We start from the raw sequence: 15,053 nt of genomic DNA on the forward strand, positions 1-15,053 counted from the left end.
CGGCCAAAACTATCACTTTCTTGTCAACTATTCGTGCGCGCCATGAAGATCGCCTTCTATGCTCCTTTGAAATCTCCCAATCACCCGGTGCCGTCGGGCGACCGGATGATGGCGCGCCTCATCATCGCGGCATTGGAGATGGCGGGACACAAGGTCGAGATCGCCTCCGAGTTGCGCAGTTTCACGCCGGCGCCGCAGGATGCCTCGCGTGCCGAGATCGATCGGCAAGCGGTAGAGGAAACCGACAAATTGCTGAAGAAATGGCGGGCGGAGCCGCCGCCGGATCTCTGGTTCACCTACCATCCCTACTACAAGACGCCCGACCTGGTCGGCCCGCACGTCGCGGCATCGCTTGGCATTCCCTACGTCACCGCCGAGGCATCTTACAGCAGGCGGCACGATGATCGCGGCTGGGGCGAAAACCAGCGCCTGATCGCCGAGGCAGTACGGCAGGCCGCCGTCAATCTGTGTTTTACCGAGCGCGACCGGATCGGCCTCTTGGATGCCGTCCCTGAAGGACGTTACGAGCGTTTCCTACCATTCATCGATACGGCGCCCTTCGGGCCGCTGGCTGACGAAGTCGCGCCGCATCGGCTGATATCAGTCGCAATGATGCGGCGCGGCGACAAGTTCGACAGCTATACGATGCTCGCGCAGGCGCTGGAACTGATCCGGGACCGCCACTGGACGCTGACCGTCATCGGCGACGGGCCGATGCGAGGGGAGGTGCGGACGCTGTTTTCCGGGTTCGATGCCAACCGCATTACCTGGCTCGGAGAACGTTCAGCGCCTGAGATCGTCCGCGAGTTGCGGGCAGGGGGCATCTATGTCTGGCCCGGCTGCGGCGAGGCCTACGGGCTTGCCTATCTCGAGGCACAGGCCGCCGGCCTGCCGGCCGTGGCACAGGCAACCGCCGGCGTGCCGGAGGTGGTTATGAACGATGTTACGGGTTTTCTGACGCCCGAGGCCGATCCGAGAGCCTATGCCGACGCGATCGCACGTTTGCTGGACGACGACCGGAAGCGGCGGGCGATGGGCGAGGCGGCCTACCGCTTCGTTCATGAAGAGCGGTCGTTGACCGCCGCCTCGAAACGACTTGAAGCCATCCTGCGGAGGCATTTGGGAGATTCCTATTATGAGCGATAGAGCCGCATGGCAGCCTCTGCGCGATGAATTGCAGCGCTGGGCCGATGCCGGCCGAAGGGCGACGCTATGGTTTCGCGACGACGATGCCATCGAACCGACCGCGGCGCTCGACCGTCTGCTGGCTCTCTCGGATCGCTACGCCGTGCCGATGACGCTGGCAGTGATCCCCGCCTACACCGGTGAGCCGCTCGCGGCGCGGCTCGCGAGCCAGAAAGCTCTAACGGTGACCGTGCACGGCTGGACGCACCACAACTACGCACCGGACGAGACAAAAAAACAGGAACTTGGTCCGCATCGTCCGCAAGCTGTTGTCCTCGATGAACTCCGCCGCGGTTTCGACAAGCTGAAGGCCCTCCATCCCAGGCAATTCGCGCCGATGCTGGTGCCGCCGTGGAACCGGATCGACAAGGCGCTGCTGCCCGAGCTCGCCGCTTTCGGATACCGTGCCGTTTCCGTCTATGGATTGGCAAAGCCGGATCAGCCGATCGCGCTGGTCAATACGCATGTCGATATCATGGATTGGCACGGGACGCATGGCGGCCGCGCGCACGGGGAGCTGGTCGGCTATCTCGTGCGGGAATTGCAAAACCGTTTCGACGGCAATAGTGAGCCGATCGGCATCCTCACCCATCACCTCGTCCACGATGCGTTGGCGTGGGATTTCATTGCAGCGCTCTTCGAAGAGACGGCTGCGCATGCGGCCGTCGACTGGCGCAACGTCGGCGATTTCATGGGCTAACGGCTCAAAGCCTAATCTTAGCCCCAACTGTTCGGGATCGGCGCTTCAAAGCTCGAGCAGTTGACCGTCAAAGGAGGCAAAGGCGCCCGGGAAGCTCGCCCGTGCCTCCCGCTCCATATCATCCAGCTCTTTATCCGTACGTGCCGGCGCGTGATGGAAGAGCGCGAGGCGCCTTACACCCGCTTTCTTCGCCAGCTTGACGCCTTCCTTCCAGGTGGAATGCCCGAAGCCGAGATGTTTCGGCATTTCCGGCTCGGTGTAGGTCGTGTCGTACACGGCGAGATCGGCATCCTTCATCAGCGAAAGGGCGGCTTCGTCGAGCTGACCAACCAGATGCTCGGTATCGTAGACCAGCGCGATAATCCGGCCCGCCCATTCGACACGGTAGCCGATACAGCCGCCGGGATGATTGAGCTTGGCGGTGTGGATGACGATGCCCGGATGCGGCTTCAGCGTATCGCCGGCGACGAAATCGCGAAAATTCATCGTCGCGCGGCAAATATCGGGCTCCACCGGAAACCAGGGTGGCCGCATGAATTGGCCGATCAGTTGCCGCGTCGTCGTCTTGCCGGCAAGATGGCCCGACCAGATATCGACGCTGACCTTGGGATCATAGATCGGATTGAAGAAGGGCAGACCGATGATGTGGTCGTAGTGCGAGTGAGTGAAGAAGACATCGACATCGCGAACACCTGCTTTCGCAAGCGACAATGCCGCTTCCCGCGCGCCGGTGCCCGCGTCGAAAATAATGTGTCTGCCGTCATGCTGCAATTCGATGCAGGATGTATTCCCGCCGTAACGCTCGAATTCCGGTCCCGATACGGGGATACTTCCCCGCACGCCCCAGAACTTAAGCTCGAAATTATCGTTTTTCATAGAAGTTTTGACACCATTCCCCTTTCCGTCAACGTAAGCACACTTTTCCTATCGTGCGAAGCCAGCAATTTTCGCAAAAGTCATGCTCCCGTGAAAACCAAATCCCGCCGTTTCATCAGCGCGGATGTTTCGGCCAATGTTCAACAACTGATCGCACAGAAGCTAATATAGGTATGAGACGACAAAAAAAGATAAAGCTTCGAACAACAAATGATGGCTTCGACATTCAAACGTCGCTTCTTTGATCTCGCCGTCTTCGTCAGATGCCTTCGGCATTTGCCTTGCGAAGATCGGTCAGTCGCTTGCTAAGCTTACAGCGTTGCCGCTGACCTCGCTGCCTGCTCGTAGTAGCCCGACAGAGCTCTCAAATGCGATGCAATTCCGGAAAGGTCGTCCTGAGACAGGCCTGAAACCTTGGTTGCTTCGACGAGCAGCCGTTCGCGGATTTCGGAATAGCGCGTCAGCGCCTCCAGACCCTTGTCGGTTACCTGGATCACCTTTTCCTTGCCGGTCTTGCCGGTCTTGACGAGGCCGGCGGCCTGAAGCTTCTTCACGGCATAGTTAGCGACATGGGTGTCTTCGATGTCGAGCACAAGGCAAAGATCGGACAGCGTCTTCGGCCGTTCGCGATGCCGCACCGAATGGATGATCAGGATCTCGATCGGCGAGAGGCTCGGCACACCGGCAGCCGCCATGCACCGCACAATCCAGCGGTTAAATGCATGCGAAAACAGGATCGATCCGTACTCCAGTTCGGAGAGGGCCGGGGAACTGCCAACCGCCAGATGAGCAGATGACACGATCAATTCGCGGGGGGATTTCCGTTCCTTCAGCTTGCTCAAAGAGCCCTCACATATCCGGATTGAAGAAGCAAACTATCGGGTAAAGACAATTTCTATACTTCCCGCTTGCCGTATCCACCGCCGGTCGGAGTGACGACGGTGAAGGCTTCACCAGCATCCAGTACCGTGTGGGCGGCGCCGATCAGCTCCTCGATGGTGCCGTCGTTGCGCCGGACAAAATTGCGGCCGGTCTGGCCGGGTTCGCCGCCCTTGACGCCGAAGGGTGCCACGCGGCGATGGCCGGATAGTATCGCAAATTCCAGCTTCTCGCGGGTGCGGATGGTGCGCTGCGTGCCGTTGCCGGCGTTCCACTTGCCACGTCCGCCGGAGTTCGCACGAATGTGGAAATCCTCCAGCACCACGGGAAATCGGGTCTCGAGAATTTCGGGGTCGGTCAGGCGCGAGTTGGTCATGTGCGTATGCACCCCATCGGCACCGTTGAAGCCAGGGCCGGCCGGCGCGCCTGAGCAGATCGTCTCGTAATATTGATAGGCATCATTGCCGAAGGTGAGGTTGTTCATCGTCCCTTGCGCGGCGGCAAGCGTGCCGACTGCACCGAACAGGCAGTTGGTGACGGCCTGGCTGACCTCGACATTGCCGGCGACGACGGCGGCGGGATAATTCGGAGTCAGCATCGTCCCCTCGGGGATGATGATCCGGACCGGCCTCAGACAGCCGGCGTTCATCGGAATATCGGCTTCGACCAGCACGCGGAAGACATAAAGCACGGCGGCGCGTGTCACCGGCTGCGGCGCGTTGAAGTTATCGCCGCGCTGTTCCGAAGTGCCGGTGAAATCCACCGTCGCCTCGCGCTTATCCCTGTCGATCGAAATTTTGACGACGATCTTGCAGCCTTGATCCATCTCATAGCTGAACTCGCCGTCCGGCAGGCGATCGAGAACGCGGCGCACGCTTTCGGCCGCATTGTCCTGGACGTGACCCATATATGCATCGACCACCTCTTCACCGAAGTGGACGATCATCTTCTTCAGTTCGGCAACGCCCTTCTCGTTGGCGGCAACCTGCGCCTTCAAATCGTTGACGTTCTGCGCCAGCGTGCGCACCGGATAGCGCGCGCCGGTCAAAAGCTTCGCGAGCTCGTCTTCGCAGAAGCGGCCACGATCGAGGAGCTTGAAATTGTCGATGTAGACGCCTTCCTCCTCGATATGGGTGGCAAGCGGCGACATGGAGCCGGGCGAGATGCCGCCGATATCGGCGTGATGGCCGCGGCTGGCGACCCAGAAACGAATGTCCTTGCCGGCATCGTCAAAGACAGGCGTGCAGACCGTGAGGTCCGGCAGATGCGTGCCGCCATTATAGGGCGCATTGATCAGGAAGACGTCGCCGGGATGAATGACCGGATTTTCCCGGATGGCAGTTGCGACAGAGGCGTCCATGGAGCCGAGATGTACCGGCATGTGCGGCGCGTTGGCGACGAGATTGCCTTCCGCATCGAAGACCGCACAGGAGAAGTCCAGCCGCTCCTTGATATTGACGGAATAGGCGGTGTTCTGCAGCGTCACACCCATTTGCTCGGCAATGGACATGAAGAGATTGTTGAAGATTTCCAGCATTACCGGATCGGCCTTGGTGCCGATCGCCGTGCGTGCCGGCACAGCCTTAATGCGGGTCAGAATGATGTGATCCTTCGCCGTCAACTTCGCCTGCCAGCCATCCTCGATGACGATGGTCTGGTTCGGCTCGATGATGATGGCCGGTCCGGTCACTGTCTGGCCGGGCAGGATCGCCTCGCGCAGCACGACGGCTGCGTCATGGCTTTCGCCTTGAGAATGGAAGGACGTGCGGCGGGCCGCATCAGCTTCGCCTTGACCTGCCTCTGTCCGCTCGGCGTCGATTTCGGCCGCCGCACCGCCGATCGTCTCGACTTCGACCGCCTCGACCACCAGCGGCTTATCCTCCGCGACAAAACCGAAGCGGCGCTTGTGCAGCACTTCGAATTCGCTGCGCAGTCGCGCTGAATTGTCGATCTCGGGGAAGGTGACCTCGACCGCCAGCATCGTATCCGTGCCGGCATAGCGGATGTGAGCGCGCTCAACAGTGCGGATATCGTTTGCAGCCACGCCTTGCGCCTGCAGTTCCGGCACGCATTCGCCCTGCAATTCCCTGCCCAATGCGGCAACGGCCGCCGGCGCGGCATCGTCCAGCGGAACGCCAAGCGCCTTCTGCCGCGTCGCCCTGATATCGGCGAGGCCCATGCCATAGGCTGAGAGCAGGCCGGACATCGGATGCAGCAGAATGCTTTTCATGCCGAGCGCGTCAGCCACAAGGCAGGCATGCTGTCCGCCGGCGCCGCCGAAGCAGTTGAGCGCATAGCGCGTCACGTCATAACCGCGCTGCACCGAAATCTTCTTGATCGCCTCCACCATATTGGCAACGGCGATGCGGATGAAACCGTCAGCCACTTCTTCCGGGCTGCGGCCATCGCCGATCTCCGCTGCCAGCGCGGCAAACTTGCTGCGCACGGTTTCGACATCCAGCGGCTGGTCCTGGTTCGGCCCGAAGATCACCGGAAAGAATTCCGGCAGCAGTTTGCCGGTCATCACGTTGGCATCGGTCACCGCCAGCGGGCCGCCATTGCGGTAACAGGCGGGGCCGGGAAAAGCGCCGGCGGAATCCGGTCCGACACGGAAACGGTCGCCGTCGAAATGCAGGATCGAACCGCCACCCGCTGCCACCGTATGGATCAGCATCATCGGCGCGCGGACGCGGACACCGGCGACTTCCGTCTCGAAAGCGCGTTCATATTCGCCGTCGAAATGCGCCACATCCGTCGACGTGCCGCCCATGTCGAAACCGATGACATTGGCGAAGCCCGCCTGTTCGCCGGTCTTGGCGAGACCGACCACGCCGCCCGCCGGGCCGGAGAGAATGGCATCCTTGCCCTGGAACATATCGGCGGCGGTCAGTCCGCCGGACGACATCATGAACATGACGCGCGCGCCCGTGCGAGCAATATCAAGTTCTTCCGAGACTTGGTTGATGTAACGGCCGAGCACCGGCGAGAGATAGGCGTCCACCACGGTCGTATCGCCCCGGCCAACCAGCTTGATCAGCGGCGAGACTTCGTGGCTGACCGAAACCTGTCCGAAACCGAGCCGTCTAGCGATCTTGGCAACGGCTGCTTCATGCGCCGGGAATTTATAGGCGTGCATGAAGACGATCGCGACGGCGCGATAGCCTTTGGCGCGCAGATCCCGCAATGCGGCTTCCGCCGCCTGCTCGTCCAGGGCAAGCTCCACCGTGCCGTCGGCAAGCACGCGCTCCCCGATTTCCACCACGTCGTCGTAGAGCGCTTCGGGTTTGATGATTTCGGTCGCGAAGATTTTCTTGCGCTCCTGATAGCCGATGCGCAGCGCGTCGCGGAATCCCTTGGTCGTGATCAGCGCCAGACGTTCGCCCTTGCGCTCCAATAGCGCGTTGGTGGCAACCGTCGTGCCCATCCGCACCTCGCCGATCAAGCCCGCTGGAATCGGCTCGCCATTCGTCAGGCCGAGATGCAGGCGGATGCCATAAACGGCGGCATCGCGATAGGCCTCCGGATTTTCCGAAAGAACCTTGCGGGCGTGCAATGCTCCCGAGGGATCGCGACCAACGATGTCGGTGAAGGTGCCACCGCGATCGATCCAGAAATCCCAATGACCCGCTGTGCTGTCCAACAAGATTGCCTCCACCAAACCGCCTAACTTCACTTATAAAATATCGATAAATCGTCGATGTTTTGTCGTCAAGCAGAGATCATTGGCGGCTTCGGCAGGGAGCGAAATGTAACGCTCGGCGCCAAATCGTCGTTAATGGTATCGGCATACGGAGCAGAGATGATATTTGTATTGCGCATCCATCGATGCGCACCTGTATCGCGTGGATGCGAACATCCACAGAAGACCGTATTCTGTACCCACAGCGTCAAAATTTCAGCTAGACCATCAAGAAATGACCACTTCGCCTCTTTTTCTCGGTTTTCCAGATCGCCTCGCCGATGGCCGCATGCCCCGTGCCGTAATCTTCGGAGCGGGTCACGGCAGTACCTATCCTTGTAAGGACAGCAGCGGCTATGCCTTGGCCGCCGACGCCATTCGCGCTGCGAGCCAGGATGATGCCGCACTTGTGGAGCACTGGGATTTCGATCTTGGCGGACCGCTATTCGACGGCAAGCCTATTAGTTGTATCGACGCCGGCGATATTCCCACCATCATGCATGACAATTCGGGTAACCGAGCCCGGATCGAGACGAAGACGCGCGAGGTCCTGGCATCATCAGCCGTACCGATCTTGCTTGGCGGCGATTGCTCCGTAACCATTCCCTTCCTTGCCGGTTTTGTGGAGCATGGGCCAGTCTGGGTGCTGCAGATCGACGCCCATATCGATTGGCGCGATGAGGTGCTTGGTGAGCGCTACGGCTATTCCAGTCCGATGCGTCGGGCGAGCGAGATGCCACATGTCGCCGGCATCGTGCAGGTTGGCCTTCGTAGCGTCGGCAGCGCCCGGCTAACTGACATCGAAGCGGCGCGGCATTATGGAAGTCACTTCGTGACCGCTCGGGAAGTTCATAGCCAAGGCGTCGAAGCCGCACTCAGGCATATTCCGGCGGGAGCACAGGTCGTCGTCACCCTCGACTGCGACAGCCTGGATCCAGGCATCATGCCGGGCGTGGCGGCGCGTACGCCTGGTGGCCTCACCTATACACAGGGCATTGACCTGATCGCCGGTCTCGGCAAGCGGGCCAGGATCGCGGGATTCGATCTTGTCGAGTTTTATCCCCTCGCCGATATCGATGGCCTGTCAGCCCTGACCGCCGTGCGCCTTCTCGTCAATGTAGTCGGCACTGTCGTCCGGCAGGTTTGAAAGCCGCCGTCGGGAGAATGCTCCCCTGCGACTAGGCGTCTAATGCAAGCCGCCGACGCCAAGCAGGCGTTCGACGGCGCTATGATCCTCAGAAAGGGCATCGGGCTTTCCCTGCCAGGCCAGCCGTCCACGCTCGAGGATGATGACGTGATCGGCGAAGTCCAGCGCGCTTTGAATGCGCTGCTCGACGAGCAGTATGGTCATGTCGCCGGTCTTGGCGAGGTTGGCAAAAGCAACCATCAGTTCTTCGCAGATGACGGGTGCCAACCCCTCCAGCGGCTCGTCGAGGAGGAGCACGGAGGGGCGGCCGAGGATGGTCCGTGCCGTCGACAACATCTGCTGTTCTCCGCCGGAAAGCTGGCTGCCGAGATTTCTACGACGCTCCTTGAGGCGGGGGAACATGTCGTAGGCTTCCTGCAAGGCAGCCTTCGGACGGCCTTTCAGACCAACGGAGAGGTTTTCCTCGACTGTCAGCGTTGGGAAAACATCCCGCGTCTGCGGTACGTAGCCGAGACCCTTATGCGCCCGTTTGGCACTCGGCAGGCCGGTCACATCGGTGCTGCCCAGGCGAATGCGGCCGTCATAGCACCGCGTCTGGCCGGCGAGCGTTGCAAGCAGCGTCGTCTTCCCCACGCCGTTGCGGCCAAGCACCGCGAGCCGCGCGCCGGCGGGGACGGAAAAGGAGACGCCTTCGAGCACCCGTGTCGGCCCATAGCCGGCGCTCAGATTTTCCACCTCAAGCGGCGTGGCCGGCATTGGCATAACTCCCGAGATAAGCTTCGCGCACGCGCGCATCCCTGGTGACGTCGGCAGGCGAACCGTCGAAAATGATGGTGCCGGCGGCCAGGACCACCACGCGCTTGGCGAAGCGGAAAACCAGATCCATGTCGTGCTCGATCATCAGCACGGCGAGATCAGCGGGCAAATCGGCGAGCGCCTGCTCGATGCGGCCGGTATCGCTCTGCGGCACGCCGGCGGCGGGTTCGTCTAGTAGCAGCACCTTGGGCTTCAGTGCCATGGCGACGGCGATCTCCAAAAGCCGCTGCTGGCCATAGGCGATTTCGCTGACCTTGCGATGCATCAGATCGCCGAGACCGAGCGTGTCGAGCAGGTCGCCGGTCTCTGTCATGACATCGCGCATGGCGAGGAAATTACCGAACATGCGGCCGGAGCGGCCCGAACGCTGCAAAATTGCGAGGCCGACATGCTCGGCCGGCGTCATGTCCTGGAAAAGTCGGGTTACTTGGAACGAGCGCACCAGTCCGCGCCGGACACGGCCGATGGCGTCGATTTTGGTCACCGTCTCACCGCCAAAACGGACTTCTCCGGAATCCGGCCGCAAATTGCCAGTGACGAGATTGACGAAAGTGGTCTTCCCGGCGCCGTTCGGCCCGATCAACGCCACACGATCGCCCGGTGCCATCGACAGGCTGACATCGTTGGTCACGGCCAGGCCGCCGAAAGACTTTTTCAGATGATCGACCTCGAAAATCGCAGTCATGAGCGGGCCTCCCGGCTGCGGGCGAGATAGGCTGCGGCCGTGCCGTAGATACCCTTCGGTGCGAACAAGACGACGAGGATCAGCAGCAGGCCGACGATGGTCAGCCAATGGAAGGGATTGGCGGCCGAGACATAGTCCTCGAACAGCATGAAGATTGCCGTGCCGGCGAGTGCCCCGAACAGTGAGCCGGTGCCTCCAAGCACGAGCATGACCAGCGCTTCGGCCGACTGCGTGAAGGAAAGGCTGTCGAGACCGACCACCTGGGTGGAGATCGCGTTCAACGCACCGCCGACGCCGGCGACGGCTCCCGAGATCACATACATCTTGATCAGCGCTGCCTTCGGCGAGGCGCCCATGGCGCGAATACGCAGGGGATCTTGCCTGATGCCGCGGCAGAGCATGCCGAAGGGGGAGCGCACAAGAAAGCGCAGCAGGATCAAAACGATCAGCAGTAGTGCTACAGCATAGATATAAGCCGTGTGCCCATAGAGATCGAATTCGAACAGGCCAAACAGCGGATCGGTAGAGATGCCGGAAAGTCCGTCGCTGCCGCCGGTCCAATGAGACGCCTTGTTGGCGAATTCGTGGAAGAGATAGATCAGCGCGATCGACAGCACCAGTTGCGGCAGGCCCTGCGCTCTAAGGATGACGATGCCGCAGATCAGCCCGGCGACAGCGCCGCCGACAATGCCGGCAAGCGTCATGATCAGGGGATCGTTAATGCCGTAATGCGCCGAAACGATACCCGCAGCATAGGCGCCGGCCCCGAACAGAGCCGCATGACCAAGCGTCGCTACGCCGCAATAGCCGGTCACCAGATCGAGCGACAAAACCAGCAGGGTGATGGCGATCAATCGTGTCAAAAGCGCGAGATTGTCGGGAAACAGCAGATAGCCGGCAATCGCCAGCACAAGGATGATCGCAATGGCAATGACATCGCGACCGAGTGCCTGGCGTTTACTGGTGGCGGCGATGGCCGCAGTGTTCATGGTCAGCGCCATATCATTTCGCCCTTCCGGCAAGGCCGCGCGGGAAGACGCAGACGATCGCTATCACGGCAAGATAGAAGAAGAATTCGCCATATTCCGGCATCAGATAGCGGCCGGTCGTATCGATACAGCCGAGGATGAGGCAGGCAAGCAACGCCCCGGAAATGGAGCCGGCTCCTCCGACCGAAACGACCACGAGGAAAGTCACCATATAACGGAGGGCATAATAGGGCTCGACTGGCAGAAGCTCCGCGCCAACAACGCCGCCGAAGGCGGCAAGCCCGACGGCGACGGCGAAGCTGACGGCATAAACGATCTCCGTACGCACCCCGAGGGCAGCCGCCATCGAGGCATTGTCGACCGAGGCGCGGAGTTTCACGCCAAAAGACGTCTTCTCGATCGTGTACCACAACGCCAGCGCGACGATGAGCCCGGAGATGATCCCGAAGAGGCGATGCGTGCCGATGGTGCGGAAACCGAGATTGACGGAGCTCTGTAGCTCGTTCGGCAGGGGAATGGTCTTCAACGTCGGCCCGAAGACATAATTGGCGATACCGATGATGCAGAAGGTGATGCCGATGGTCATCAGCACCTGGGTCAATTCCGGCGCCCCATAGATGCGGCGGTAAAGCAGCCGCTCGATCGGGATGGAGATGATCACCGTGCCCACGACAGCAAGCAGCACCGCAGCCGCATAGCCCATGCCAAGATCGCGCGCCGCGTAGGAGGCGATGTAGCCACCGATCATGGCGAAGGCGCCATGCGCCAGATTGACGACGCGCATTAGCCCCATGGTGATGGACAGGCCAATGGAAATTACGAACAGCACCATGCCGTAGGCGAGGGCATCCACTGCTATGCTAAGCACGGTTTGCATGATGCTGGTCCGATTACCTTTTCTGGTCCCACCTTAATCCTTCTCCACAGGAGCGAACGCAAGCGCCCCGCTCTCAAATCAATCCGGAGACTGGGACGGAGCTCGACCTATTTCGCCGCGGCGAGGCCCGGATCGCCTTGCTTCTCGAAGGTCTGGATTTCCTTGTTGATATATGTGCCGTCAGCCGTCTTGGCGACCTCGCGCAGATAGATGTTCTGCGTGATATGGCGGCTTTCCGGATCGATGGTGACCGGGCCGCGTGGGCTGACCCAGGAGAGGCCCTTCACCGCATTGACGGCCTTTTGCGCATCCTGTTTACCACCGGTCGCTTCGATCATCTTGTAGATGACATACATGCCATCGAAGGCGCCGACGGCCGGGAAGGTGAGTTCTGCCGGATTGCCGATCGCCTTGCCGGCGGCAGCAACGAAGGCCTTGTTTTCCGGAGAGTCGTGCGAGATCGAATAGTGAAAGGTGGTCTGCATGCCGAGCGCTGCGTCGCCGAGGGCCGGGAGGTCCGATTCCTGCGTCAGGTCACCGGGTGAAAACAGCTTGATGCCGGCGCTCTTCAGCCCGTTTTCGTTGTATGCCTTGACGAAACCGAGCGTGGTCGGGCCGGAGGGCAGGAAGGCAAAAACGCCTTGTGCGCCTGAATCCTTGATGCGCTGCATAATCGGGCTGAAATCATTGGTCGACAGCGGCATGCGGACGGTCTCCACGACCTGACCACCTGCCTTTTCGAAGCCCGCCTTGAAGGCATTTTCGGCATCGATGCCAGGCCCGTAATCGCTGACGACTGAGATGGCCTTCTTGACGCCAGAGTCATAGGCGACTTTGGCGATCGGCGTGGAGGTCTGCCATGTGGTGAAGGACGTGCGCACCACCAGCGGGCTTTTGGTGACGATCGCCGAGGTGGCGGCATTGAAGATCACCATCGGCACATTCGCCTGCTTGAGGATCGGCGTCACGGCCATGGCGTCCGGTGTGAAATAGAAGCCGGCAAGGTACTGCACATGCTCCTTGACGACCAGTTCCTGTGCAGAGGATTTCGACTGTGCCGGGTCGGCCTGCGGCACGTCGCGATAGATCACCTCGATCTCGTTGTCGCCGACCTTATTGCCATGCATCGCCATATAGGCATCGATACCGGCCTTGAAATTCTTGCCCTGCAGCGCGAAGGGGCCGGAAAACGGGCCGATGACACCAATCTTGATCGTGTCGGCGTAGGCCGCGCTGCCCATGGCGATAGCCGCAATCGCGGCCAAAACGAGCCGTCTCATATTTTCTCCTCCCGCAGCCAGCCTACTCCCGGACCAGCTTGCTTTGATAAACGTCTGTGATCACCAATTTGACATGCGAAATGGTAATGTAAAATGAAATAAAAGCTCTTATTCATAATAATAAGGTTATTATTTCGGGGAATGAAGAGCCTAGAATGATAAGCGGATTTTTTAAATCAACATTCAACCAAATATTGAAAAAAGTAGGACTAGGTGCTACATAAAGCTATGGATGAGCGGATATTCAAGACAAGATGGTTCACCAAAGAGGCCGCGAAAGCAGAGATTTCTGATTCCGAACTGCTCAAGGCTATCAAACAGGTCGCTGAAGGCAAAGCCGACGATCTTGGTGGCGGCGTCTTCAAAAAACGACTGATACGCATCGCTCGATCGTTTTGGCGAATGCCGGCAAGTTTTAGGTTTTTGCTTATCTGTTTGCCAAAAAGGATCGCGCCAATATCGATAAGAAAGAGCTGAATAGATTCAGAGCTCTGGCGGCGTTGTATCGGGAGAAATCGACTTCAGATATAGAGAGCGAACTGAGAACAGGCGCACTTGTGGAGATACATAATGACAACCAAGCGGAAATATAAAAGCGACGCCTTTGAGGCGATCTACAGTGCCGTGGAAGATATGTACAAGGCCGGAACCATAAGCAAGGAAACATTGCGTTCCTTCGACGAGGATTGCCTTGTTGCTCCGACGGAGTTTAAGCCGGCGGATATCAAAGCGTTGCGCGAACAAAACCATGTCAGCCAACCGGTTTTTGCGCGCTATCTCAATACCAGCGAGTCGACCGTGCAGAAATGGGAAAGCGGCGCTAAACGACCGAGCGGTATGGCGCTGAAACTGCTTGCGGTCGTGCAGAAACACGGCCTTGAGGTCTTGAGCTAAGAAGTCACCCCCAACCGTTTCACTTTGCCAATCAGTTCACGCGCCAATTGCAACGACGCCGCGGTCGCCATCACCATCGGCGGCAATAGCAGCCATTCGAGTGTCCAGGCGGCACCTGAGCGCTCCTGCTCATGCAACAGGGATTGATGAATGCCGGAAAGCTGAACGGCATTAAAGCGGGCAAGCGACACCAAGGTCTCGGCAGCGACGGGGTTCTGTTTGTGGGGCATAGCCGAAGAGCCGCCACCGCCGCAGAGCTCGATTTCGTCGCCGGCCTGCGCGAGAAGGGCAATGTCCTGGCCGATCTTGCCGAGGCTGCCGGAGATCAGGGAGAACAGATTGGCGAGTTCGGCAATCTTGGCCCGCTGGCTCTGCCATTGCGCTTCGTCCGCGAGGTCGAGTTCCTGCGCCAGCGATGCACGAACAGCCGCAGCTTTCGATCCCAATTTTTCCAGCGTGCCGACCGCGCCGCCGAACTGGATTGGAAAACTCTCCTGTGTCAGCCGATCGCGGTACTTGTCCAGCGGATCGCGCCAGGTGCGCAGCCGGTCGGACACGGTGATCGGGATGGCCGCTTGCATACGGGTATGGCCCATCAGGCGGTTCGAGCCGCACTGCTTTTCGAGTGTTCCCAGCGCTGATGTAACAGCGAAGAGGCGGCCGGTGAAAAGGAAGGCGACCGCCTTCAGGCGGATCATCAGGCTGCTGTCGATGACATCCTGGCTGGTGGCGCCGAAATGCAGATGCTGTGCTGCCTCGCCGCCAACCGCTTTGCGCAATTGTTTCACGAGGTCCGGAACGACAACGCCATCCATCGCTGTTGCGGACTTCAAGCTAGAAATATCGGGCAGGAATTCCGCGCAAACCTTGGCAATCCGCTGCGCCGCCTCTTGCGGAATGACACCATGTCGCGCCTCGGCTTTCGCGAGTGCCGCCTCGAATGTCAGCATGGCGCGAATATCGGCTTCCAGTGAAAAATATGCCGAGACCTCCTCGTCGCCAAGGAGGCCGGAGAGAAACGGGTGATCGAAGGCGGAGATGCTCAT

Annotated in this window: 13 protein-coding genes and 1 pseudogene; 5 read left to right on the top strand and 9 right to left on the bottom strand. The window is 59.9% G+C overall.

The genetic code is table 11. The annotated features are described in order from the left end of the window. Nucleotides 1–42: 42 nt before the first annotated feature. Nucleotides 43–1,146 (top strand): glycosyltransferase family 4 protein, encoded by a 1,104-nt coding sequence (locus K290_RS0100825; RefSeq protein WP_028750107.1) that lies wholly within the window; start codon nt 43–45, stop codon nt 1,144–1,146. Beyond that, nucleotides 1,136–1,885, top strand: coding sequence for a polysaccharide deacetylase family protein (locus tag K290_RS0100830; protein ID WP_028750108.1), 750 nt, complete (start codon nt 1,136–1,138; stop codon nt 1,883–1,885). Before K290_RS0100825 ends, K290_RS0100830 begins: the two co-directional genes overlap by 11 nt. Before the next feature lie 45 nt (nt 1,886–1,930). Here K290_RS0100830 and K290_RS0100835 read toward each other — a convergent pair whose 3' ends face one another. The 3 genes from K290_RS0100835 to K290_RS0100845 form a co-directional block, all read right to left on the bottom strand. Further along, the gene (locus tag K290_RS0100835) at nt 1,931–2,761 is read right to left on the bottom strand and encodes an MBL fold metallo-hydrolase (RefSeq protein WP_028750109.1); all 831 of its coding nucleotides are present in this window, start codon (nt 2,759–2,761) and stop codon (nt 1,931–1,933) included. 311 nt (nt 2,762–3,072) lie between these two features. Continuing rightward, on the bottom strand, nt 3,073–3,624 hold the full coding sequence (locus K290_RS0100840) for a winged helix DNA-binding protein (RefSeq protein ID WP_425337578.1): 552 nt from the start codon (nt 3,622–3,624) through the stop codon (nt 3,073–3,075). Nucleotides 3,625–3,656: 32 nt separating this feature from the next. After that, nucleotides 3,657–7,283, bottom strand: a complete 3,627-nt coding sequence (locus tag K290_RS0100845; protein ID WP_028750111.1) for a hydantoinase B/oxoprolinase family protein — start codon at nt 7,281–7,283, stop codon at nt 3,657–3,659. A 271-nt stretch (nt 7,284–7,554) separates the two neighbouring features. On the opposite strand from K290_RS0100845, the gene K290_RS0100850 reads away from it, so the two are divergent. Next, complete coding sequence (locus K290_RS0100850; RefSeq protein ID WP_028750112.1) at nt 7,555–8,466, top strand: agmatinase; 912 nt, start codon at nt 7,555–7,557, stop codon at nt 8,464–8,466. A gap of 39 nt (nt 8,467–8,505) precedes the next feature. On the opposite strand, the gene K290_RS0100855 is transcribed toward K290_RS0100850, so the two are convergent. The 5 genes from K290_RS0100855 to K290_RS0100875 form a co-directional block, all read right to left on the bottom strand. Next, nucleotides 8,506–9,222, bottom strand: coding sequence for an ABC transporter ATP-binding protein (locus K290_RS0100855; protein ID WP_028750113.1), 717 nt, complete (start codon nt 9,220–9,222; stop codon nt 8,506–8,508). Further along, complete coding sequence (locus K290_RS0100860; protein WP_028750114.1) at nt 9,203–9,967, bottom strand: ABC transporter ATP-binding protein; 765 nt, start codon at nt 9,965–9,967, stop codon at nt 9,203–9,205. The genes K290_RS0100855 and K290_RS0100860 overlap by 20 nt, the downstream gene beginning before the upstream one ends. After that, nucleotides 9,964–10,968, bottom strand: a complete 1,005-nt coding sequence (locus K290_RS0100865; RefSeq protein WP_028750115.1) for a branched-chain amino acid ABC transporter permease — start codon at nt 10,966–10,968, stop codon at nt 9,964–9,966. The genes K290_RS0100860 and K290_RS0100865 overlap by 4 nt, the downstream gene beginning before the upstream one ends. A 1-nt stretch (nt 10,969) precedes the next feature. Next, a complete protein-coding gene (locus K290_RS0100870; protein WP_028750116.1) occupies nt 10,970–11,833 on the bottom strand; it encodes a branched-chain amino acid ABC transporter permease in 864 nt (287 codons plus the stop codon). Nucleotides 11,834–11,940: 107 nt separating this feature from the next. After that, nucleotides 11,941–13,113 carry an ABC transporter substrate-binding protein gene (locus K290_RS0100875; protein WP_028750117.1) on the bottom strand — a complete coding sequence of 391 codons (1,173 nt, stop codon included), beginning with the start codon at nt 13,111–13,113 and terminating at the stop codon, nt 11,941–11,943. 228 nt (nt 13,114–13,341) lie between these two features. On the opposite strand from K290_RS0100875, the pseudogene K290_RS33605 reads away from it, so the two are divergent. Then, nucleotides 13,342–13,706: pseudogene (locus tag K290_RS33605) on the top strand (type II toxin-antitoxin system RelE/ParE family toxin). Next, nucleotides 13,684–14,007 carry a helix-turn-helix domain-containing protein gene (locus K290_RS0100885; RefSeq protein ID WP_028750118.1) on the top strand — a complete coding sequence of 108 codons (324 nt, stop codon included), beginning with the start codon at nt 13,684–13,686 and terminating at the stop codon, nt 14,005–14,007. Before K290_RS33605 ends, K290_RS0100885 begins: the two are co-directional and overlap by 23 nt. On the opposite strand, the gene K290_RS0100890 is transcribed toward K290_RS0100885, so the two are convergent. Beyond that, complete coding sequence (locus K290_RS0100890; RefSeq protein WP_028750119.1) at nt 14,004–15,053, bottom strand: 3-carboxy-cis,cis-muconate cycloisomerase; 1,050 nt, start codon at nt 15,051–15,053, stop codon at nt 14,004–14,006. The two genes, K290_RS0100885 and K290_RS0100890, sit on opposite strands and share 4 nt — an antisense overlap.

The sequence above is a fragment of the Rhizobium leucaenae USDA 9039 genome, assembly GCF_000426285.1.
Lineage (GTDB): Bacteria > Pseudomonadota > Alphaproteobacteria > Rhizobiales > Rhizobiaceae > Rhizobium > Rhizobium leucaenae.